Source organism: Candidatus Omnitrophota bacterium (assembly GCA_023227985.1).
GTDB lineage: Bacteria > Omnitrophota > Gorgyraeia > Gygaellales > Profunditerraquicolaceae > JALOCB01.
In genome coordinates, this window is record JALOCB010000020.1 from 1 (window position 1) to 22,102 (window position 22,102).

General features: G+C 49.5%; 24 protein-coding genes. 22 read left to right on the top strand and 2 right to left on the bottom strand.

Annotated features, from left to right (window positions below):
- The 3 genes from M0R35_05285 to M0R35_05295 all read left to right on the top strand — a co-directional run.
- On the top strand, positions 1-617 hold a 617-nt coding region (locus M0R35_05285), incomplete at its 5' end, for an ATP-binding cassette domain-containing protein (GenBank protein MCK9595074.1).
- 29 nt (positions 618-646) lie between these two features.
- Positions 647-2,215: a B12-binding domain-containing radical SAM protein gene (locus M0R35_05290; GenBank protein MCK9595075.1), complete on the top strand. Its 1,569-nt coding sequence runs from the start codon at positions 647-649 to the stop codon at positions 2,213-2,215.
- Positions 2,216-2,248: 33 nt separating this feature from the next.
- Complete coding sequence (locus tag M0R35_05295; protein MCK9595076.1) at positions 2,249-3,091, top strand: class I SAM-dependent methyltransferase; 843 nt, start codon at positions 2,249-2,251, stop codon at positions 3,089-3,091.
- A gap of 5 nt (positions 3,092-3,096) precedes the next feature.
- Here M0R35_05295 and M0R35_05300 read toward each other — a convergent pair whose 3' ends face one another.
- Both M0R35_05300 and M0R35_05305 read right to left on the bottom strand, forming a co-directional pair.
- Positions 3,097-3,537 carry a hypothetical protein gene (locus M0R35_05300; protein MCK9595077.1) on the bottom strand — a complete coding sequence of 147 codons (441 nt, stop codon included), beginning with the start codon at positions 3,535-3,537 and terminating at the stop codon, positions 3,097-3,099.
- Positions 3,538-3,880: 343 nt separating this feature from the next.
- The gene (locus M0R35_05305) at positions 3,881-4,465 is read right to left on the bottom strand and encodes a hypothetical protein (GenBank protein ID MCK9595078.1); all 585 of its coding nucleotides are present in this window, start codon (positions 4,463-4,465) and stop codon (positions 3,881-3,883) included.
- Between the two features lie 127 nt (positions 4,466-4,592).
- Between M0R35_05305 and M0R35_05310 the strand changes: the two genes are divergently transcribed.
- The 19 genes from M0R35_05310 to M0R35_05400 all read left to right on the top strand — a co-directional run bounded on the left by M0R35_05310 (position 4,593) and on the right by M0R35_05400 (position 21,854).
- Positions 4,593-4,811 (top strand): helix-turn-helix transcriptional regulator, encoded by a 219-nt coding sequence (locus tag M0R35_05310; protein MCK9595079.1) that lies wholly within the window; start codon positions 4,593-4,595, stop codon positions 4,809-4,811.
- 42 nt (positions 4,812-4,853) lie between these two features.
- The gene (locus M0R35_05315; GenBank protein MCK9595080.1) at positions 4,854-5,963 is read left to right on the top strand and encodes a family 10 glycosylhydrolase; all 1,110 of its coding nucleotides are present in this window, start codon (positions 4,854-4,856) and stop codon (positions 5,961-5,963) included.
- A gap of 104 nt (positions 5,964-6,067) precedes the next feature.
- Positions 6,068-6,511, top strand: coding sequence for a response regulator (locus M0R35_05320; GenBank protein MCK9595081.1), 444 nt, complete (start codon positions 6,068-6,070; stop codon positions 6,509-6,511).
- Between the two features lie 124 nt (positions 6,512-6,635).
- Entirely contained in the window at positions 6,636-7,196 is a 561-nt protein-coding gene (locus M0R35_05325; protein ID MCK9595082.1) for a TMEM165/GDT1 family protein, read from the top strand.
- Between the two features lie 68 nt (positions 7,197-7,264).
- On the top strand, positions 7,265-7,588 hold the full coding sequence (locus M0R35_05330) for a hypothetical protein (GenBank protein ID MCK9595083.1): 324 nt from the start codon (positions 7,265-7,267) through the stop codon (positions 7,586-7,588).
- A gap of 96 nt (positions 7,589-7,684) precedes the next feature.
- Positions 7,685-8,434, top strand: a complete 750-nt coding sequence (gpmA, locus tag M0R35_05335; GenBank protein MCK9595084.1) for a 2,3-diphosphoglycerate-dependent phosphoglycerate mutase — start codon at positions 7,685-7,687, stop codon at positions 8,432-8,434.
- Between the two features lie 102 nt (positions 8,435-8,536).
- A complete protein-coding gene (locus M0R35_05340) occupies positions 8,537-9,010 on the top strand; it encodes a peptidylprolyl isomerase (GenBank protein MCK9595085.1) in 474 nt (157 codons plus the stop codon).
- Positions 9,011-9,380: 370 nt separating this feature from the next.
- Positions 9,381-9,581 carry a cold-shock protein gene (locus M0R35_05345; GenBank protein MCK9595086.1) on the top strand — a complete coding sequence of 67 codons (201 nt, stop codon included), beginning with the start codon at positions 9,381-9,383 and terminating at the stop codon, positions 9,579-9,581.
- Between the two features lie 89 nt (positions 9,582-9,670).
- Complete coding sequence (locus tag M0R35_05350) at positions 9,671-11,731, top strand: SpoIID/LytB domain-containing protein (protein MCK9595087.1); 2,061 nt, start codon at positions 9,671-9,673, stop codon at positions 11,729-11,731.
- 61 nt (positions 11,732-11,792) lie between these two features.
- On the top strand, positions 11,793-12,527 hold the full coding sequence (locus tag M0R35_05355) for a hypothetical protein (protein ID MCK9595088.1): 735 nt from the start codon (positions 11,793-11,795) through the stop codon (positions 12,525-12,527).
- 7 nt (positions 12,528-12,534) lie between these two features.
- On the top strand, positions 12,535-13,038 hold the full coding sequence (locus M0R35_05360; protein ID MCK9595089.1) for an NUDIX hydrolase: 504 nt from the start codon (positions 12,535-12,537) through the stop codon (positions 13,036-13,038).
- A gap of 15 nt (positions 13,039-13,053) precedes the next feature.
- A complete protein-coding gene (locus M0R35_05365; GenBank protein ID MCK9595090.1) occupies positions 13,054-13,812 on the top strand; it encodes a fumarylacetoacetate hydrolase family protein in 759 nt (252 codons plus the stop codon).
- 183 nt (positions 13,813-13,995) lie between these two features.
- Positions 13,996-14,166 (top strand): hypothetical protein, encoded by a 171-nt coding sequence (locus tag M0R35_05370; protein MCK9595091.1) that lies wholly within the window; start codon positions 13,996-13,998, stop codon positions 14,164-14,166.
- A gap of 12 nt (positions 14,167-14,178) precedes the next feature.
- A complete protein-coding gene (locus M0R35_05375) occupies positions 14,179-15,780 on the top strand; it encodes a sodium:solute symporter family protein (GenBank protein MCK9595092.1) in 1,602 nt (533 codons plus the stop codon).
- Positions 15,781-15,793: 13 nt separating this feature from the next.
- Entirely contained in the window at positions 15,794-17,128 is a 1,335-nt protein-coding gene (locus M0R35_05380; GenBank protein MCK9595093.1) for an alginate export family protein, read from the top strand.
- A gap of 229 nt (positions 17,129-17,357) precedes the next feature.
- The gene (locus M0R35_05385) at positions 17,358-18,344 is read left to right on the top strand and encodes an undecaprenyl/decaprenyl-phosphate alpha-N-acetylglucosaminyl 1-phosphate transferase (GenBank protein ID MCK9595094.1); all 987 of its coding nucleotides are present in this window, start codon (positions 17,358-17,360) and stop codon (positions 18,342-18,344) included.
- A gap of 6 nt (positions 18,345-18,350) precedes the next feature.
- Positions 18,351-20,078, top strand: coding sequence for an indolepyruvate ferredoxin oxidoreductase subunit alpha (gene iorA / locus M0R35_05390; protein MCK9595095.1), 1,728 nt, complete (start codon positions 18,351-18,353; stop codon positions 20,076-20,078).
- On the top strand, positions 20,071-20,556 hold the full coding sequence (locus M0R35_05395; GenBank protein ID MCK9595096.1) for an indolepyruvate oxidoreductase subunit beta: 486 nt from the start codon (positions 20,071-20,073) through the stop codon (positions 20,554-20,556). Before iorA ends, M0R35_05395 begins: the two co-directional genes overlap by 8 nt.
- Positions 20,553-21,854, top strand: coding sequence for a phenylacetate--CoA ligase (locus M0R35_05400; GenBank protein MCK9595097.1), 1,302 nt, complete (start codon positions 20,553-20,555; stop codon positions 21,852-21,854). Before M0R35_05395 ends, M0R35_05400 begins: the two co-directional genes overlap by 4 nt.
- Positions 21,855-22,102: the final 248 nt, after the last annotated feature.

Below are 22,102 nucleotides of genomic sequence, written 5' to 3' on the forward strand. Positions count from 1 at the left end.
TCCTTTTCGCGCCTGAGCGCAGCCGCACCCCGGTAAAGGTACTCTCCGGAGGGGAGCGCAACCGTTTGCTGCTTGCCAGGCTGTTTTCCAAGCCGTCAAACGTGCTGGTGATGGATGAGCCGACCAATGACCTGGATATAGAGACTTTGGAATTATTGGAGGAATTGCTCTCGGAGTATCCCGGCACTTTGCTTTTAGTCAGCCATGACCGGCAGTTTTTGAATAACGTGGTTACCTCGACCATTGCCCTGGAAGGTAATGGTTTGGTCAAAGAATACGCCGGAGGCTATGACGACTGGTTAAGCCAGCGCAAGCCCGCGGACGCGCCCGAGCCTGCCAAGGTGAAGGCCAAGAAAACTCCGGTAAAGAAAGAAAAGCCGGTCGTTGCGCGCAAACTGACCTTTAAAGAGCAGAAAGAATTGGACGAACTGCCTCTGAGGATAGAAAAGCTGGAAGAGGAGCAGAAGGGATTCTACGCGCTGTTTGCCGATCTCAATTTTTACCAGAAAAGCCCGGAGGATATCGCCAAGGCCAGGGCCAGGTCTGAAGAAATTTCCGTCGAGCTGGATAAAGCCAACCAGCGCTGGGAATACCTGGAAAACATTTGTGCTTCGTAATATAATATGTATGAAAGGGTGAGGACAGGATGCTGAATTTATCCCAAAAAAGATACCGTTTAAGGATGGTGTTGCCGGCATATCCGGCATTCAATATTTATTCCCGTATTGCCAGGGAAACTACGGCTTTAGGGCCGGTATGCGTGGCCAGTACTGTGAATGAAATGGAAAAATGGGATGTTGAGGTTATTGATGAAAACAACCTGCGCAGGTACGGGCCTCAGGGCGCTTCAGGAGGGGCTGACCACGAATTTTTACAAAACTTAAGGCCGGCGGATATAGCCGGGCTTTATGGCGGATTGACCAGCACTATTCCCAGGCTTTATGAAATTGCCCGCTTTTATAAGGATAAAGGGGTGATAACTATCGCCGGCGGCCAGCATTTTGTCAAAGATACTATTCCCGTGGCATTGTCCCGCGGCATAGACTATATAGTTATCGGCGAAGGGGAAGAAACTATTAAAGAATTGCTGGAAGCGCTGCGGGGTGTTCGAAGCGTGAACGAAGTTAAAGGTATCGCTTATTTGAGTGAGGGTAAAGTTGTTTATACCCCGGAACGTCCGCCCCAGACCGATTTTGATAAATTACCTTTACCGGATTTCTCCCTGGTGCGCTATGCCAAGATCAAGATATATCCCATTGGAAGGATACGGGGCTGCGGGATGGATTGCGAATTCTGCACGGTCAAGGGAAAACCCAGGCCGGCTTCTCCGGAACGGCTGCTTGAGAGCATAAGTTTTCTTCTGGAAACCAAAGATGCCCGGCACTTTTTTATCGTTGACGATTTTTTCGGGCAGCAGCGGGAAGAGACTATCCGGTTTTGCAATATGCTCAGGGATTATCAAAAGAATACCGGCAGGAGGCTGGATATTACCGTCCAGATAAGATTGGATAAGGCCAATGACCCGGAATTGCTTTCTGCTATGCGCCAGGCTGGTATTAACACCGTGGCCATTGGTTTTGAGTCCCCCATTGAAGAAGAATTAAAGGTGATGAATAAACACGTAAAACCGGAAGATATGTTATCTTTGGCGGGGATATACCATAAATTCGGGTTCCTGGTGCACGGGATGTTTATTTTTGGTTATCCTATGCAAGAGGGCGTTAATTTCCGGATGCCGGCAAAAGAACGGGTGAAGCGGTTCAGGAATTTTATTAAAAAAGCCAAGCTGGATACCATTCAGGTCCTGCTGCCGGTTCCCTTGCCTGGCACGGAATTAACGGACAGGCTGGCAAAAGAAAACAGGGTCTATCCGCTTGAAGAGCTGGGCTGGGAATATTACGATGGTAATTTCCCTTTGTTTGAGCCTGATCCGCCGATGAGCGCTGAAGAGATACAGGATTCCACCCGAAAGATCATGGGCAGATTCTACCAGTTCAAGTATGTTTTTATGATCGGCGTGAATATACTGTCTTTTCCCGCCATGATCTTTTTTCTGCATAATATCAGGTCCGGGTGGAGAAAATGGTATAGGCCCTGGCGCAACCACTTGCTCCGTTTTGGCGGATGGATCACTATGAAACAGTGGGTAGCGGAGTTCGGGAAAAATAAATTTACCCAAAGGCTGAAGAAAGCAAAAGAGCATCTAAAGAAATAGATAGCGCTATTGCTTTTATTTTCTGAGGCAGGCATGATTGATACGGAAAATAGGATGGTGGAACTGGTGGACCGGGCCTTGCTCGGTCCGGCTCTTCCGGTTTGGTCATACACCAGGGCATATTTTCACTGGAAGAAGTTCCGCAATGTCCGCGCTCTTTTTAAGAATGCTATAAGGAAGATGTCCGGCCCGGTAAAGGTCCTGGATGTGGGTTGCGGTTTCGGCCAATATGTTTTCGCTTTAGACCGGGAATTCGGTAAAGAGCGCAAGCTGGAATTTCAGGGAGTAGATATCGACCCGGTCAACTTGTATTGCTGCGGATTGAAGAAAGATAAATATAAGGCGGATAACGTATCATTCGGTTTGGGCAACGCGGAATCCCTGGCGTTTGCTGATGGCAGTTTTGATATTATTATTTCTACCGAGCTGTTGGAGCATTTGAAAGAGCCGGGCCGCGCTTTAGCCGAGTTTTACCGGGTTTTGAAGCCGGACGGAACAGCTATTATCACAACCCCCAATGATTCTAATATGGTGGTCAGGCTAAAGAATATGTTTGGGCGGATATTCCGGAGAAAAACGTCTGATAGGATGAATGAGGCTGATAGCGAGGCCTCAAAAGCCGAGTATCGCAAGGTCGGTTTTGGCCATATTTCAGTTAAAGGCCTGCGGGAATGGATCAGGATATTGTCTGATTCTGGTTTTAAGACCGAGCATATTAAGAGAGGGAGCTTATTATTGGGAACGCCGCGGCAGGATGTTAAAAGAGTTATCGCGGGATTGTTCATCCTGGCCGAAGTTATCCTGGACAGGCTTCCTTTCCTGAGGAATTTATCCGAGGATGTTATTCTCGGCGCAAGGAAGCGAAATCAGCCATAAAACATTTATTTGTAACCTTCGGTATCGCACGCGGTTCGGTACAACGTCTGCAGGGTTTGGGTTAAATAACGCTCGTTGACCGGGCCGAAGTCATTGGCTTTATCCGGGTCATTCATCAAAGAGGCGATAGTCGGGCGGAAATAGCTTATATTACCGCAGCAGCCGTTAATATAATTAACGCGCGAAACTTTTCCTGCCAGATCACCCCACCAGTTCTTCGCTTCTTCTTCAGTAACAGCGCAGTTAGGCGGACCGGGCTGACAAAGAGCTGCTTGGCTATTCAAGCCTTCATCGCGTAAACCCAAAGAATGACCCAACTCGTGCAGGAATCCTTTGGTAAAACTATCCGCGCTGCCATACCTGGATCTGCCTAATATAATTAAAGAAACTTTTGATATCTCCGACAATTCCGCGCAGGAAACCCCGCCTTTAGCGTCAATGAGCACTAATTTATAAGCTGATTTAATTGAATGCCCGGTCCTGTTCAATAGGGCTCTGTTGATTTTAAGCGGGGGTATGCCTTGGCTTCTCTGAAGAAATTGTTTTTGTTCTTCCGGGGAAAGAACTAACCGAAAAAAGCTGATCCTGTTTGAAATATCCTTAAAGGGCGCGGTTTTCTTTAGCCTGGAAGCGATGGCTATAGTATCTTCTATAAATATTTTCTCACTTTGGTAATTGACAGGGCAGAAAACGAGATTAAGGCAGGATTCTTTAGAAAAACAACATGTGGGGATAAATAGGAATAATAAAACCCAAGTTGTTTTCATTATATTGAAAATAAGGGCAAAGTTATTTCACGCAAACACGCACCGTGCGGCCCACCGCCACCGGGTGGTAGGCGCTGGCCGTGTCAGCCCAGTTGCAGTAGTAGTGACCGGAGCAGCCAACCGACACCGGTTCACTATAAATAGCTGTGCTGGTCCAGCCAGCAGGACAAGCCTGCGGAACACAGGAGCCATCCCAGCCGTGATTAGCACCCGCGGTGTAATCCGTGCCCCAGGCGCAGGAAAGCTGAATTACCGTGGTTCCTCCTCCTGCCTGGGCTACCCAGGATGAGCCGTTGGAATGATAAAGATTATCATTTGTTGATGAGTAAGCTAATTGGCCTTCCTCGCCCCTGACCCAGTTCGCGGGGTTTCCGGATTGCGGGGTAAGGCGGATATCTCCATTCCTATTGGGTTGGTCCAGTTCGCTCATCTGGCCGTCATTATTTGTATCTCCGACTGCCAGCCTGTTGGTTTGCAGTTTGTCATAACTGCCGAAAGGGGAAGGGTAGAAGGTGGTGAGGGTTATGCTCTCATCTGCGGCGAGGACAATGCTTACCAGGGCAATGATAAGCAAAGGCAGGAGCATGGCGATCTTTTGCCTGATCATATGACAGCCTCCGATTTGATATATTAAATAACCGGCAGACACCTTATGGATAAGGTAATCAGGTATATTTAATCACCTTTTTCGTAAGGTGTCAATAATTATCTTATTATGATATACTTACCAAATTATGGAAAAAGAAGAGTTAAAAGAAAGGCTGGCTGTCCGGATCCGCGAACTGCGGCAGAAGTACGGTTTTACCCAGGAAGAGCTTGCCGAGCGCGCGGACCTGGAATACAAACATATCCAGCGTTTGGAGAGCAAACGGCCCTGCGACGCCAAACTTTCCACATTATATAAACTCGCCGACGCTTTTAAAATCCCCCTGAACAAGCTTCTCGACCTCTAAAAAATAATTCCGGCCCTGTTTTTTTGTAATATAATGGTGATTATGAAAAGAAAGATAGCGTTTTTCTTTTTATGCCTGTTGTTTATTCTTCCTGCGGGCATAAAGGCGGATGAGCCCTTGCGCAGGGCTCTTTTTGTCACAGTGCTCCAGGAGCCGGCTGTGCTTTCCCAGCGCCCGGCGATCCTTGAACTGGTCGATTGCGCAAAAAAATCCCGCGTTGAGATACTTTATATCCAGGTTTACCGGGCGAATAAGGCCTGGTTCCCTTCAAAACACGCCGATGATTCCCCGTACGCGGACTGCGTTGATTCCGTAGGCGATGACCCTTTGGATCTTTTAATAAGCCGCGCTCATACCGAGGGGATAAAGGTGTATGCCTGGCTTAACCTGCTGAGTTTGAGCGCGAATAAGAACGCGCCGATGCTGGAAAAATACGGCAACGGCATACTCACCCGCAATATTAAGCCAAAGAAGAAACTTGAGGATTATAAAATAGACAACCAGTATTTCCTTGAACCGGGCGATTTGCGTGTGCGCTCGGAGCTGGTCAATATCGTTGGCGAGGTTTTAGGCGGTTATCCCGGATTGGACGGCATTATCTTCGATTATATACGCTATCCGGATAAGAACCCCGCCTATGGATATACCCGGATGAATATCGACCGGTTCAAAAACACTACCGGTGAGAAAACCGTTGTTGAAGGAAGCGCGGCCTGGAATGATTGGAAGAGGATGCAGGTGACCGGGCTGCTTAAACGCCTGGTTAAGGAATCCCGCAGGCTGCGGCCGGATATCCGGGTGGAGGCCACAGGTTGCGCGCCTTATTCCCGCGCGTATCTTGAGGCTTTTCAGGACTGGCCGTCCTGGCTGGAAAACAAGGTGGTTGATTCGGTCACTGTGATGACTTATGCCCGGACATCCGCGGAATTCGAGAAAGTGGTTTTGGACGCTAAAAAGAGGGTCAAAGATTTCAAAAAAACCAATATCGCTGTCGGCGCCTATGCATTGGGAAATTCTCCGGATATCTTCTTTGAACAGTTGCGCATCTGCTCGGAAGCCAAGCCATATGCCTGCGCCATACTGCACTATGGAAGCCTGCTGGAAAACCCCGGCCTGAACGGTTTATTGACCGGGGACGTTAAAACTCCTTAAGAAACCGTTTTCATGAATCCTCCCGGATCCCCTTGAATTCCCCCTGATAAGTGGATATGCTTAATTATAAAGTTATATGCATTTAAGAAAGAGCGGGGTGGGCTATGGCTAAAATGAAGGTATTGATCATCGACGATGAAGCTGACATCCGGGAAAGGCTTAAGAATATCCTTGAGCGCAAAGGGTATTCGGTTTTTACCGCGGCAGACGGGGTGGATGGCTTGGCGATAGTCAAAGAGACCATAATCGACATAATCTACTGCGATATCGTTATGCCCCGTATGGACGGCATTGAATTCCTGGATAATGTCCGGAAATTCAATCCCCGGGCCGAAGTGATAATGGTCACCGGCTGTTCCACCATGGAAAGGTGCGTCGCTTCGATCGAAAAAAGCGCCTGCGCCTACCTGATCAAGCCTTTGCGGGTGTCGGATATCCTGGAAAGCCTTTCCAAGGCGGTCAGGAGGATCTGCGAGAAGGAAGAGATGATCTGCGCCGCTTTTGTCCCGGTAAGGCATCCGAAGAACCAGGCTGCGCGCAGTATCTAAAATAATATCGGGCGGTATCGGTAAACCTCTGCTGTAAAGATACGGCAGAGGTTTTTTTATTTTGATAATCCGGAATATAATGTATAATTGAACAATACATATCTTCAATCCGGAAAGGTAAGTTATGGCGGCGTTCATCGCATCATTCATATTCGTGGTCCTGGCTGAGATGGGGGATAAGACCCAGTTGTTGGCTATGGCCTTTGCCAGCCGTTACAGCGCCAGGAAAGTCTTGATCGCGGTATTCCTGGCTACGGTCATCAATCACGGGCTTGCCGTGGTTGTGGGGCATTTTTTGAGCGTGGCCCTGCCGATGAAGCTGATCTCTTTTGTCGCCTCGCTGTCGTTCATCGGGTTCGGCATCTGGACTTTGCGCGGGGATAAGCTGAACGGAGAGGATAAGAAGGAAAGCAGATTCGGGCCTGTGCTTACCGTAGGCATAGCTTTTTTTCTGGCGGAGATGGGTGATAAAACCCAGTTGGCCACCGTAGCGTTGGCTGTAGAATATAAAAATATGATCAACGTGCTTATGGGCACTACTTTGGGTATGGTAGTGGCTGACGCCATAGGCATAATCGCCGGCACTGTGATGCGTAAGCACGTGCCGGAAAAGATCATTAAATGGGTATCCGCGGCGATATTCATTCTTTTCGGGATAGCCGGGATGATCAAGGCCGTTAGATAACCGGGGGAGATGTTTTTATTTGTTTTTCAGGGAAGTTTTGTTATAATCGATTGAAGGAGGAAGATTTGATGGAGTTCGCTGATGTAAAAGCTGTGGTAAAATCAATAAATTCGGACAGCGTCCGGGCTGACGCAGATGATTATTTAGAGGTCGTTATCTTAAAAAGCAATATGGAAGCGCTTATCTCCAAGCTCAACGGGTTATTCGGCGCTCCTGTATGGCCGCCGGAAAATAAACTGCCCGGCCCTGCCCAGCAGGCCATAAGCCAATACGGCGGGATCCAGTCCGGGCAGACCTTGTATTTCTACCAGCAGAACGGAGCAGCCTTGTTCGTAATGTTCTGGCCCTGGGGCAACGGGCAGCAGATCACCATCAAATCCGGTAAGAAATAACGTACAAATATTCCCGATCAGCTGTTCAGCGCGCCGCGAAGAATCGGGAATCTTTTGTTTAGTGAACCGCAAATAAATATCTAACGGGGTGAAAAAATGAAGAAATTGGTTTTAATCAGGCACGGGGAAAGTGTCTGGAACAAGGAAAACAGGTTTACCGGCTGGACTGACGTGGATCTCTCTGAAAAGGGCCGTCAGGAAGCGAAAAAAGCGGGTGAGGCGCTGAAAAAGGAAGGTTTTACTTTTGATGTGGCCTATACCTCTGTGTTAAAAAGAGCGGTCCGGACTTTATGGTCGGTGCTGGATGAGATGGACCTGATGTGGATACCGGTCTATAATTCCTGGAGGCTCAACGAAAGGCATTACGGCGGATTGCAGGGATTGAATAAATCCGAGATGGCTTCTAAGTACGGCGAAGCCCAGGTGCTTATCTGGCGCAGGAGTTACGATATCCGGCCTCCGGATCTGGAGAAGACGGATGATAGATACCCGGGTAAGGACAGAAGATACGCGGATATGGATCCCAAGGATGTGCCGGTGGCTGAGTGTTTGAAAGATACGGTAGCCAGGTTCCTGCCTTATTGGCATGAGGAGATCGCTCCGGCGATAAAATCCGGCAAAAAAGTGATCATCGCGGCCCACGGCAACAGCCTGCGCGCGCTGGTTAAATACCTGGATAATATATCCGATGAGGCGATAGTCAAACTGAACATACCCACCGGATTGCCGCTGGTATATGAGCTGGATGATGACCTGAAACCGGTCAAAAGCTATTATATCGGCGACCCGGAAGAAGTAAAAAAGGCGATGGAGGCTGTGGCAAACCAGGGCAAAGCCGGGAAGTAACCGGCTCTTAAAGGAGGATGGGAGATGAACAGGTTCGGGAAAATACTGGTATTCTTGTTCGGGCTGGTCTTTATTCAAACTTTCACTCAAGGAGCGTTCGCAATGGATGAGAAAATAGCGGTTTTGGAAACTAATCAGGGCGTTATCGAGATAAAGCTTATGCCTGATATCGCGCCTAAGGCCTGCGAGAATTTTATAAAGCTTATAGAGAAAGGGTATTACAATGGTTTGATTTTTCACCGGGTGATCAAAAAATTCATGATCCAGGGCGGAGACCCCACAGGCACGGGCATGGGCGGGGAATCGGTCTGGGGCAAGGCTTTTGAGGACGAGCTCAGCCCTAATGTTTCTTTTGACAAGCCGGGTATACTGGCTATGGCCAACGCCGGCCCGAACACCAATGGCAGCCAGTTCTTCATCACTACTGTGCCGACCCCCTGGCTGAACATGCGTCATACCATTTTCGGGGAAGTGGTCAAAGGTTATGACGTGGTTGAAAAGATCGAAAATGCCAAGACCCTGGCCGCAGACAAGCCTGTATCGGTCCAGAAAATAGTAAAAGCGTATATTAAATAATCCAATAGGGGACGGTTCCTCGCATTTTTATCCCTTGTCCGGCAATGAGTTAAGTGGGGTGCCATTGCCAAGTATATCGATCAAGGAATTTAGCGCGGGGATTATTCGCGGATTTCATCTATGGCAGTGGTATTCTGGGTTGGCAATGAGGGTATGCTTATCTTGTTGTAAATCAAGCAGATATAACGCGAGGAACCGTCCCCTAAGATTTTAGTTGACAAAGGAAGATACGTAAGGTATACTTCGCATAGTTTGGTATTAGTAAAGAAGGTGTAGAAGTCAGGACCGTGAGGGATGGATATCTAACCTCGCGGTTTTTTGGTTTCTACAGGATTTGCTAAAATAAAGGTTGAAAGGAGGTAACAAGTTCATGGCAAAAGGCAAAGTAAAGTGGTTTTCAAATCAGAAGGGTTATGGGTTTATTACTCCTGAGTCGGGTGCTGACGTGTTCGTGCATTTTAGCGCTATTCAGGGTGATGGCTATAAATCTTTAGAGGAGGGCGCGGAGGTTGAGTTCGAGGTTGAGAATGGCGCCAAAGGCGAACAGGCTGTTAATGTAAGAAAGATATAATCAGCTACAAGCAGAAGAAAAGCCCGGCAATATAATGCCGGGCTTTTTTTATTTCTATGGCATTTTTAGTTTTTATTGTAAAATAAGCCATGTTTAAAAAACGCTTTCCTATATTACTGCTGCTTATCATCCTATCTCTCAGTCCATTTGCCCGGCTTTCCGGTATTGCCCGGGCCGATAAGCCGTATACCGGAGCCAAGAGCGCAGCTTATTCCTGCAATAACGCGGAATTTTCCCAGGCCATCGGCTATTACAAAAAGGCGCTGTCTAAAAACGACCCAATGGCCTATCTTAACCTGGCGGTGATCTTTAAAGACTTGGAGCGTTATGAGCAGGGGATCGGCGTCTTAAAAAAAGGATTGTCTAAGTTCCCGGCGGATATGCGCATGCGCTCCCTTTTGGCCAGGTTGTATTATCTGAGCAACCGCCTTGACCAGTCGATCGCAATGCTGAACCGGATAATACGCATCGCCCCTGATGACCTGGAAGCCTTGATCATCCTGGGCTTGTGTTACGCCGCCAAAAAAGACGATGCGCAAGCCGAGAGGATTTATAAAAAGGCGTTGTTGCTGGATAAGAATAACATCATCGCCAGGATATCGTTAGCGGATCTGTATTCCCGCCTGGAAAAACTGCCCGAGGCCGCCGAAGAATACCGCAAGATCAGCATAATCGACTCCAGTATCCTGAGGATCTACCGGGCATGGGCAGAGGTATTGTTCACTATCGGCAAATACAAAGAGGCGTTCAGGGTTTATGAAAAGCTATATTCCCAGGAGCCCCGGGATAAGTCAATAGAGGGAAGGCTTGATCTGATCCGTGAAAAACTGGGCGCGGAATTCTTCGCGCAGGAAAAGGCAAAGCGGGTGGCGGCCAAGGCCAGGAAGAAGGTTATGGTCAAGCCCGCGCTTGGGGCGAAGGATATGGTTTACGTGAAGGTCGGGCTTGTTCATACCGATGGCCCGGTGGAATTCAAATGTTCCGGCGGATTCGAGATTATTTCAGGCGCCGGCCAGGTCATCCTGGGTAACGGCGAGGATGGCCGGATCTACGGTATCACCAGGAACAGCGAGGATAAAATAGTCATTTCCACCCAGGGCAAAGACGACCTGATCGCTGACAGACGCGTATTTATCCGGGTATTAAGTCTTGAAGCGACGCTGACCTTGTTCAATGTAAAATACGGCAGGGATAATTTCTGGGCAAATCAGGCAGACCGCTCTTACCGCGGCCAGATCGAGGTTAACGTCATTCCTGCAGGATTAAGCGTCATCAACAAAGTCAGTCTTGAAGAGTATTTATATAGCGTGGTACCTTCGGAGATGCCGGCCAGTTGGCCTAAAGAGGCGCTTAAGGCCCAGGCGATCGCCGCCCGGTCAGAGGCATTGACCAAGCTGGGCAGGCATAAAAATGAGGGGTTTGATTTCTGCCCGGAGGTGCACTGCCAGGTTTATGCCGGGGTAGAGAATGAATCCCCGAATACCAATCAGGTGGTGGATGAGACCAGGGGATTGTTCCTCACTTATAAAGGCAAGCCGGTGGACGCCATTTATTCCAGCTGCTGCGGCGGCAATACCCAGGATAATATATTCAGCAGCAAAGAAGATTTCCCGTATCTGTGCGGGGTAATGGATTCTGTGGCGGAACAGGGGCTGGATTTCCCATTTTCTCCGTATGAACTGGATACCTGGTTAAAGAAACCCCCGAAAGGCCTGCTTTGCGATATCCCGGAATATGCGGCTAATGTTAATTTCCGTTGGGTCAGGATATATACGCCGGAAGATATCCAGCGGATGCTGGCTGAGGTTGCTCCGGGTTTAGGCAAGGCCAGGAATATCATTGTGGTGAAGCGGAATAAATTCGGGCATATCGACATCCTTAGAATAACAGGGAGCAAATCGTCTTATTTGCTTAAACGCGAATCGAATATCCGCAAAACCCTGGGTGGGTTGCGCAGCACGGTTTTTAAGGTAGAGGCAGAATACGGTAAAGACAGGAAACTCCAGAAGTTCGTGATATACGGGGCAGGTTGGGGCCATGCTGTGGGTATGTGCCAGGCAGGCTGCCGGGGTATGGCTAATCAGGGCAGGGGTTATAGGGATATCCTTAAACATTATTTCACCGGTGTAAATCTGGAAAAGAAGTATTAATTTGTTGTAAAAACGCTTAAAAAGCGATAAAATTATCTAATATAACAGAAAGTGAGGCCGAATGAAAAGAGTCTTATTGATAACTTTGTTCTTATTCGTATTTTGCGGGCCAACGGTTTACGCGCAGTTACAGCCTACGGCAAAGGTGGATAATAATGCCGGCAATAGGGCGCTTCCGCCTTATTCCGGGCCTAAGGCCAGGATAGCGGTAGCTGATTTTGAGGTGAAGGCTGCCAAGGCTACCGGTGAGATCGGCACTGGTTTGAAAGAGATGCTGGTTACCGCGTTGATCAACAGCAGCCGTTTCCGCGTTTTGGAACGCCAGGTGCTGAACGCGGTGATGAAAGAGCAGGAATTAGCCGCGTCAGGCGCGTCGCAGCAGGGTAGCGGTCCGCAAAGAGGCCAGCTTAAAACAGCGGACCTGGTGATCACCGCAGCGGTAACCGAATTTGAGCCTAAGGCCTCCGGAGGCAGCGCGGTGTTGGGCGGCGGCGCGGGTATAGGCAAAGGGCTGATCGGCTTAGGTTTAGGCGGATCGACGAATAAAGCCCACATGGCGCTGGATATCCGCATAGTAGATACCTCGACTTCAGAAGTGCTGGCAGCTACCCGCGTTCAGGGATCAGCCTCGGATATCTCCGGCGGCTTAATGGCCGGGTTTATGGGCAGTTGGGGGTTGGGCGTCGGCCTGGCGGGTTACGCCAATACCCCTATGGAGAAAGCCATACGCGTCTGTATAATCGAGGCGGTAAATTATATCGCCCAGAGCGTGCCCGCGGATTATTTCAAATATTAAAGCCTGAATGGAAAGATCAGTATACAAGGGAAAGCTTTTGAATCTTTCGCAAAAAAAGATAAAACTCCCTAACGGTTATATTGCCTGCCTTGAGATCGTCAAGCATCCCGGCGCTTCCCTGATAATCCCCTTCCTTGATAAGAACAGAATAATATTTTTAAGACAATACCGGCCGGTTATCGGTTCATATATTTATGAGCTTCCTGCGGGGACGCTGGATAAGGGCGAGCGCGCGCTTGACTGCTGCCGCAGGGAGATCGTTGAAGAGACCGGTTATTCCGCAGCCAAATTTAAAAGGTTAGGCTTTATTTATCCGGTGCCGGGTTATTCCACTGAGAAAATAACCATTTACAAGGCCGAAGGCCTTAGGAAAACAGCCGGGAATACGCAGCAGGATGAGGTCATCCGCAGTTTAGTGTTCACTAAAAGCCGGGCCGTCCGCTTATTTAAGTCCGGCAGGATAGTGGACGCCAAGACTATCGCTGCTCTGGCTATGTGCGGTTGGCTCTAAAAAATCCGATAGTTTATGCGCATCGTAAGATTTAAATATCGGGGCGAAGAGAACTGGGGTATAGTTCAGCCTGATTCAATCCGGCTGTTAAAATCCCCGCCTTTTCCCTCGATCAGGCCATCTTCCCGAAATATCCCCTTCAAAAAAGTAAAGTTCCTTCCTCCGGCAGCGCCATCCAAAATAATCCTCATCGGCTTGAATTACCGCGACCACGCCAAAGAGCTGAATATGCCTATCCCTAAAGAGCCGGTAATATTTATGAAGCCGGTGTCGTCCTTGATCGCCTGCGCAGAAGACATAATTTATCCGCCGATGTGCGCAAGGCTGGATTATGAAGCGGAGCTCGCGCTGGTGATCAAAAAGAAAGCCAAAAATATCCGGCGCCTCGATGCGGATAAATATATCCTGGGTTATACCTGCCTTAATGATGTAACTGCGCGCGACCTGCAGAAGAGGGATGGGCAGTGGACCAGGGCCAAGTCTTTTGATACCTTTTGCCCGGTAGGCCCGTGGCTGGAAACCGAATTCGACCCGGCGAATGCCCGCGTGCGCGCGTATCTTAATGGCAAATTAAAACAGGATTCTTCAACGCGGAATTTTATTTTTGACATACGGTTTCTGGTTTGCTTTATCTCCAAAGTAATGACGCTGTATCCGGGGGATTTGATATCCACCGGCACCCCTGCCGGAGTGGGGCCGATGCGGCCGGGGGATACGATAACAATCGATATATCCGGCATTGCCAGGTTAGAGAACCGCGTAGCCCGCGGGTAAATATCAAAAAATGCGGCCAGGACCCGGCTTGTCCGGGATCGCCGCAGGCCGCCGGAGATTATCTTCCGGTCCCTCGCGGTAACTTTAGATCGATAACGCGCGCTTGTATTAATACTCCTGTTCCATGCGGTTGAAGAGGTGGCCAGGGTTGACATAGATAAACTTTATAACAAGGAGGTGTGTATGTTGGGTATTGAAGACCCGGGGATATGGTTAGCTTACTTGTTATGCCTGTTATGTATGGGGTTCTGCATCATCTATGGCGCGGTCAACTGGAATAAAGGCGATGAGCCGGTTTATCCGGAGGATGTGAAATGGGTCAAGGACGAAGAACAGGCAAAAGAGGAAGTATAACCCGGAGGATATATGGATAATATATTTATCCTTACGCTGGTCGTCAGCGCGTATTTGTTTATGATCGGTTATCTCGGTTATTACGGTTACCGCAAGACAAAGAACGCCACGGATTACCTGGTGGCCGGAAGGAACACGCACCCATTCGTCATGGCGATTTCTTACGGGGCCACTTTTATCAGCACCTCGGCGATAGTCGGTTTCGGCGGCGCGGCGGCGGTTTTCGGGATGGGCCTTTTGTGGCTGACTTTCCTGAACATCGCTTTGGGGATCATTATCGCTTTTATCATTTTCGGAAAACGCACCAGGAAGATCGGGCATAACTTGGACGTGCATACGTTCCCGGAGCTTCTGGGGAAAAGGTTTAAATCCAGCTTCATCCAGGGGTTCGGCGGCCTGGTCATCTTTTTATTTATGCCGCTATATTCGGCGGCAGTGCTGATCGGCGCGGCGCGCTTCCTGGAAACCACGTTTCCCACGTATATAAACTATAGCGTGGCTTTGCTTATATATACCCTGATCATCCTGGCTTATGTCCTGGCCGGCGGGTTAAAGGGGGTTATGTACACGGACGCCTTGCAAGGGACGATCATGTTCGTGGGCATGATCATATTGTTCATCTTTACTTACGCGAAATTGGGCGGAGTTACTGTGGCGCATCAGGCGCTTACCGCCATATCCGATAAGGTCCCGGCCAATCTCGTAGCGTTGGGGCATCAGGGCTGGACCAAAATGCCTGCTTTGGGCTCTAATTTATGGTGGACGCTGGTATCGACGATAGTTATGGGCGTGGGGATAGGGGTTCTTGCCCAGCCGCAACTGGCGGTAAGGTTTATGACCGTGAAAAGCAATAAAGAGCTCAACCGCGGCGTATTGATCGGCGGGATATTCATCCTTTGTATGACCGGTTTTGCGTTTGTAGTCGGCGCGCTTTCAAATGTCTATTTCCTGAATAATCCCCAGTTTGCCAAGATCTCGGTGGCGGTTGCCGGGGGGAATATGGATAAAGTGATCCCGGCGTACATAAACAGCGCTTTGCCGTCCTGGTTCGTGTACCTGTTTATGCTGACGCTTTTGTCCGCGGCGATGTCCACTTCCAGCTCGCAGTTCCATACCCTGGGCACATCTATCGGCAGGGATTTTGTCGAAAAAGGGCTATTGGCCGGAAAGAATTTCAAGTATACCGTGGGGATCACCAGGCTGGGCATAATCGCCGGGGTGTTGGCTACGGTGACTTTGGGTTATAAGCTTCCGGGGAATGTCATCGCTATCGCCACCGCTTTATTTTTCGGCTTGTGCGCGAATACGTTCCTGGCTGCTTATGCCGGAGCTCTTTTTTGGAAGGGGATGACCAAGACCGGCGCTATCGCCAGCATGATGGTAGGGTTTTTCGGCACCGCGTTCTGGCTGCTCTTCATCCATCAGAAAGAAGCGGTGGCCATAGGTTTATGCAAGTTTATTTTCAACAAGCCCTGCCTGGCCGGGCATCCCTGGACAGTGGTTGATCCTATAGTGGTTATCCTGCCTATTTCTTTGTTGACCGCGGTGTTGGTGAGCACATTCACCAAAAAACTGCCCAAGGATCACGTGGAGAATTGCTTTAAACATATATAAAAAGGGGGGTTCGATGGCACGAAAACTTTTTATCGCGGCAGGTGTGTTTCTGGGGGCTTGGCTTTTATTATCCGCCAGCGCGTTCGCCCAGGTGAATTTCAAAGGCGGGATAGCCGAGCGGGTGCGCCATGAATACTGGTCGAACAATTGGGATATGGAGAATCATCATTATGACAAGGGCGACCGCAACTATTTCCGTTTGAAGACCAGTTTCTGGGGCAAGGCCGATTACGAGGATCTGGGCCTTTATGTGAAGATGACCAATGAAAACAAAGCCTACGCTTTTTACGGCGGGTCAGCGGATAAAAAGTACCATTATGATATCGACGAGGTCGTTTTTGACAACCTTTATCTGGACGTGAACAAGCCGTTTGACCTGCCCTTGAGCATACGCGCGGGCAGGCAGGATTTCCTGGGGCCGACCGGTTACGGCGAAGGGTTCTTGATCGCCGACGGCACTCCCTTGGACGGCTCAAGGACATATTATTTCAATGCCTTGAAAGCCAGCTGGACGGTGAATGAGCGGAACACCCTGGATTTTATTTACATCAATAATCCCAGGAGCGATATTTACCTGCCGGTGATCAATAAGAGCAAGCCTACCACGCAGCTGAATTATACCGACGAACAGGCGTATGTCTTTTACCTGAAAAACAAGGGGATAAAAAGCCTGAACTTTGAGCCTTACTATATTTACAAGACTGAAGGCGATAGGGGAGGCTCCGGTTTGCAATCGCAAAGGGGATACGTTAATACGATCGGCGCGTTCGGGAAATATAATCTCGAACCGTGGACGTTCAGGGCGCAGTTGGCCGATCAGTTCGGCAAATACGGCAAAGAGGACCGTTCCGGACTGGGCGGCTACGCGTTCGTGGACCGGGATTTCAAGGAAACAGTCTGGTCTCCCGGCGCTACTTTGGGCGTGGTTTATCTTTCCGGCGACGACAAAAAGACAGGCAAGAATGAGGGCTGGGACCCGTTGTTTTCACGTTATCCCTGGTTTTCCGAGCTGTACCAATCCGCGTTCACCGGGGAGTCAGGCCCGGCGTACTGGACTAACCTGCAGATGTATAGGGTAGGATTGAGCGCAAAACCGTCGGCGAAAATGAAATTAAGCTTCTTTTATAATTTCCTGCGGGCTAACGAGACTATCCCGGCAAGTTCCACATATTCATATTCCGGCAAAGGCAAGGACCGGGGGCATTTGGAGCAGGCAAGGATCGATTATGCCTTTAACAAGAATATATCCGCGTATTTCCTGGCTGAGTATTTCCAGCCGAGAAACGTTTATGCCTCAAACGCGGACAACGCTATATTCTTGCGCACCGAGATCCAGATCAAGTTCTAACATAGGGGACGGTTCCTCTTAATGTAACCTTATATTATGCCGGAAGTTATGATAAGCCGTTTGTCAAAAAAATAATATTAGCGGCGCCGGGGATTTGTAAAATGGCTTGTTGTAACTTGATGTCGGCTAAAGGTTTGGAAGCCGAGGAACCGTCCCCTTTTTTGTTGATTATTTCTTTCCGGATAGTATAATAAAAGCCTGTGGAAAAATACCAACGTTAAGGCTAAAGATGCTAAATGATTTTTGTATAATGATCTTCGGCAGCTTCCTGATCGGGGTCGTTCTGGTCCTGGTATTGATGAAACTGTCCCGGAAATATAAGTTTTTGATCCCCAAGGGCATGCCTTTGGTCGGGGGGATAGCTTTCGGCGTTTCTTTCCTGGCATCCAGCCTGTTATTTTTCTTTTTCCATCAATTCCTGCCGGAAAATATCAAAGGGCTTTTGCTTTCTTCGTCTATAATCCTGGTCGCCGGGATCATCGACGATATCCATGAATTATCCGTTTTGTTCAAATTCTCCTTTCAGATCCTGGCGACCATCCTTATCGTTATGTTCGGCGTAAGGACATATATCGTCGGCATCGGCGGCACTTTGAATCTTATCATAACTTTTATCTGGATCATCGGCATAACCAACGCCTTTAATCATTTGGACGTGGTTGACGGCTTATGCGCCGGCACCGCGCTGGTGGTGAGCCTGGCTTTTTGCGCGATCGCGCTTTTGAACGGCGATCTGCTTAACGCGGCCCTTACTTTGGCTTTATGCGGGGCGGTTATAAGTTTTTTGCGCTACAACTTGCCGCCGGCAAGGGTTTATATGGGCAATGCCGGAAGCCATTTTCTGGGTTTTGTGATCGCGGCTATAGCCCTGTTAATAAGCTACGCGCCGATGGAGAGAAAGGCCGCCTTGCTTTCTCCCATATTTATTTTGTGGCTGCCGATATTCGATACGTCGTTTTTGGTTTTTATGCGCATCGCCAAAAAAATACTGCCTTTCCGAAAAAGCAACGACCATCTGGCTTTCAGGTTTCTGGCTCTGGGGTATTCCGGGAAAAAGGCTTTATTCGCGATGTTCGTTTTATGCCTGTTCTTCGCTTTGTGCGGGGTGTTGATCAGTCAGATGCCTAATCTTTCGGGCATGATCATTGTTTTTCTGGTGGCTTTGGTGAGTTTCGCGTTGATAATAAGGATGAGTAAGGTAATTGTTAAAGGATAAAATATCGTGAATGTCCCTGTTGAAAAAGAATTAGCGTTTTTGTCCGGGAACGAAGCCTTGGCCCAGGGCGCGTATGAGTCCGGGCTTAAGGTGGCCGCGTCTTATCCGGGAACCCCGGCCACGGAGATATTGGAATATCTTTCCAGACTTAATGACGTGGATACCCAGTGGTCGGTGAACGAGAAAGTGGCGTTTGAGGTTGCCCTCGGCGCTTCAATCGCCGGAGCGCGTTCTCTTTATTCCTCCAAGCACGTGGGGCTAAACGTAGCCATGGATCCGCTGATGACCTCGGCTTATACCGGGGTGGGAGCGGGATTCGTGGTGGTTACCGCCGATGACCCGGGGATCCATTCTTCCCAGAATGAGCAGGATAACCGTTTGATCGCCAGGGTCGCCAAGATACCGCTGATCGAGCCGGCCAGCCCCAGCGAGTGCAAAGAATTCATCAAGCAGGCGTTCGTTATCAGCGAAGAGTTCGATACCCCGGTATTATTCCGGATCACCACCCGGGTAGCCCACACCAAGGAAAATGTGGTTATCGGCAAAAGACAGGAACAGCCTAAAAAAGAATTCCAGCCGGACCCGGTAAAGTACGTGATGGTGCCCAGGAACGCCTATCGCAAACATATCGAGCTGGAGAAAAAGATCGTCCGTCTCCGAGCATATTCGCAGAAAACCCCTTTGAATAGAATAGAGCTTAATGACCGCAGGATCGGTTTTATCTGCAGCGGGGTATCGTATCTTTACGCCAAGGAAATGTATCCTAATGCGTCGTTCTTGAAGCTGGGGATGGCTTATCCGTTCCCCGGCGAGCTGGCTAAGGAATTTGCCAAAAAGGTCAAGCAGGTGGTGGTTGTCGAGGAGCTGGAGCCTTTTCTGGAAAATAATCTGCGTCTTGCCGGGATAAAGTTCCGGGCAAAGCATCCGTCTTTTAGGATCGGAGAATTAAGGCCGGAATATATCCCGAGGATAGTAAAGGGGGAGGAAAAGGCCGAGCAGGATGCCACGGAGCGCAAACCGGCAATGTGCCCTGGATGCCCGCACCGTCCTGTTTTCTGGACACTTAAGAAATTAAAGTGCGTGGTCACCGGGGATATCGGCTGCTATACGCTGGGGGCCTTGCCTCCTTTGGCCAGCCTGCACACCTGCGTGTGTATGGGCGCAGGAATAACTTTGTTTGAGGGGTTCCGCCGGGTCCTTTCCGGGAACGTGGTCGGGGTCATCGGGGATTCGACTTTTGTGCATTCAGGGGTCACCGGTTTGATAAACCTGGTTTACAACAAAACCAAAGGCCTGGTGATCATCCTGGATAATTCCACTACCGCTATGACCGGCAACCAGCCGCATCCGGCTACCGGGATCACCATTAAAGGCGAGAAGACCCATAAGCTGGTCATCGAGGACCTTTGCCGCAGCTGCGGGGTGGATAACGTGGATGTTGTAAATCCTTTTAAGACCAAAGAACTCGAAGCTATGGTCAAGGCCAGGCTGGCGGAGGATAAACTCTCAGTGATAATCGCCAGGTTCCCTTGCCGGTTGATCGAGCGCAGCCGCGCAGTTGCTCCGGTATATGATAAGGATAAATGCCGGAGATGTTATAGCTGTCTGTCCCTGAACTGCCCGGCGATCGAAAAACTGGAAGACGGCTTGATCCGGATAAACACGGATTTTTGCTCGGGCTGCAACCTTTGCGTTGAAGCCTGCAACCTTAAAGCCATAAGGATAAATGAATAAATCCAGGACGGTAAATATATTTTTTTGCGGCACAGGAGGGCAGGGGGTATTGACCGCCGCGGAGATCTGCGGCTGGGCCGCCATATTCGAGGGATTCCACGTGAAGAAATCCGAAGTGCACGGAATGGCTCAGAGAGGCGGTTCGGTGGAGTCGCACCTGCGTTTCGGCGAACGGGTATTCTCTCCGCTTATCCCTATGGGGGAAGCGGATTTTCTGGTGGCTTTTTACCGCCAGGAAGGGCGCAGGCTTAAGGGATACCTGAAGCCTGCCGGCCTGGACCTTACCGATGAGCTGGAGAACGCCGCTAAGATCGTGCATGAAAAAAAATATATGAATATATTCCTGCTGGGGGTTTTATCAAGGCATTTATCTATAAAAGAGGCGAGTTGGCTGAAAGCCGTCGAACGGGTATTCCGCAATAAGAACCTCGAGGAAAATAAAAAAATATTCTGTATAGCAAGAGGAGCCGCGCTATGATCTGGAACGAGAAGATGGAGTGCATTAATCCCAAGGATCTGAAGAATCTGCAATACGAGCGGTTGAGGAACGTAGTCAGCTATGTTTACCGGAACTGCCCGATGTACCGGGAGAAGCTGGATAAATACGGGGTCGCGCCCAAGGATATAAAAACGCTGAGCGATATCAAGAAGCTGCCGTTTGCCACCAAAGAAGATATGCGGGACAGTTACCCGTTCGGGCTTTTCTCGGTACCCGGCAAAGATATCGCCGAGCTCCATGTTTCCAGCGGCACCACGGGAAATCCCACGGTAGTCGGTTATACCAAAGAAGACCTGGATCTCTGGGCTGAGGTCATTGCCAGGGCGCTGGGATGCGCCGGGGCTGAGCCGGGAGATAAGATACAGATCGCTTACGGATACGGTTTGTTCACCGGCGGCCTGGGATTCCATTACGGAGCTTTGAAGATGGGGCTGACCATTATCCCCACTTCATCCGGCCAGACCAGGAGACAGTTGAAGATCATGAATGATTTTAGACCGCGGATCCTGGCTTGCACACCCAGCTACGCGTTATATATGGTCGATGAGGCCCGGGAAATGGGATTACCGCCGAGGAACAGCAGTTGGGAGATCGGCATATTCGGCGCAGAGCCGTGGAGCGAGCCTATGCGCAAGGAGATCGAGAATACCTGGAATATGCTGGCCACCGACGTGTACGGGCTTTCCGAGATCATCGGACCGGGCGTGGCCCAGGAATGCACGCATAAGAACGGGCTGCATGTTTTCTGGGATGTATTTTTCCCGGAGGTGATCGATCCCAAGACAGGGGTAGAAGTTAAAGATGGCGGCAAGGGCGAGCTGGTAATTACTACATTGACCAAGAAAGGCCTGCCGTTGTTAAGATACAGGACGCGCGATATTGTCAGCATAAAATACGAGAAATGCGCCTGCGGCAGGACTACGCCTCGGATCAGCAAGATCCTGGGCAGGACCGATGATATGATAATCGTGCGCGGTATCAATGTCTTCCCGTCGCAGATAGAACATGTGCTTTTGAATATCGAAGGGACCCAGCCGCATTACCAGCTGGTGGTCGAGAGAAAATCCGGTGGACTGGATGAGCTGGAGGTGTTGGTCGAGGTAGAGGAGAAAATATTCTCCGACGAGATCAAGAAACTTCGGGGGCTCGAGGAAAAGATCAGAGAGAGCATTGAGAATAATCTCGGGGTTTCGGTAAAGGTTAAGCTTGTCGAGCCCAAGACCATTGCCCGCAGCGAAGGCAAAGCTAAGCGCGTCATCGACAAGCGCATCCTGTAGACGTTGTAGCTAAATCGCTGGTAAACATATGCTTACAAATAAATGTTTTATGCGGTAATTTATAATGAAATTAGGCCATATAACATTTATTTGTAATCGTTTGTGTGAGTAGGGATTGCGTACAACGTCTGCAGGGGTATTGACACTCGGCGCAATGGCACCCGACTTTATTGGAAAAAGTCGGTGTCCGCCTCGTGGCGGAGAATCTGCGACGGTGTTTGCGATATTGACCCCCGGTCTAATCGGAT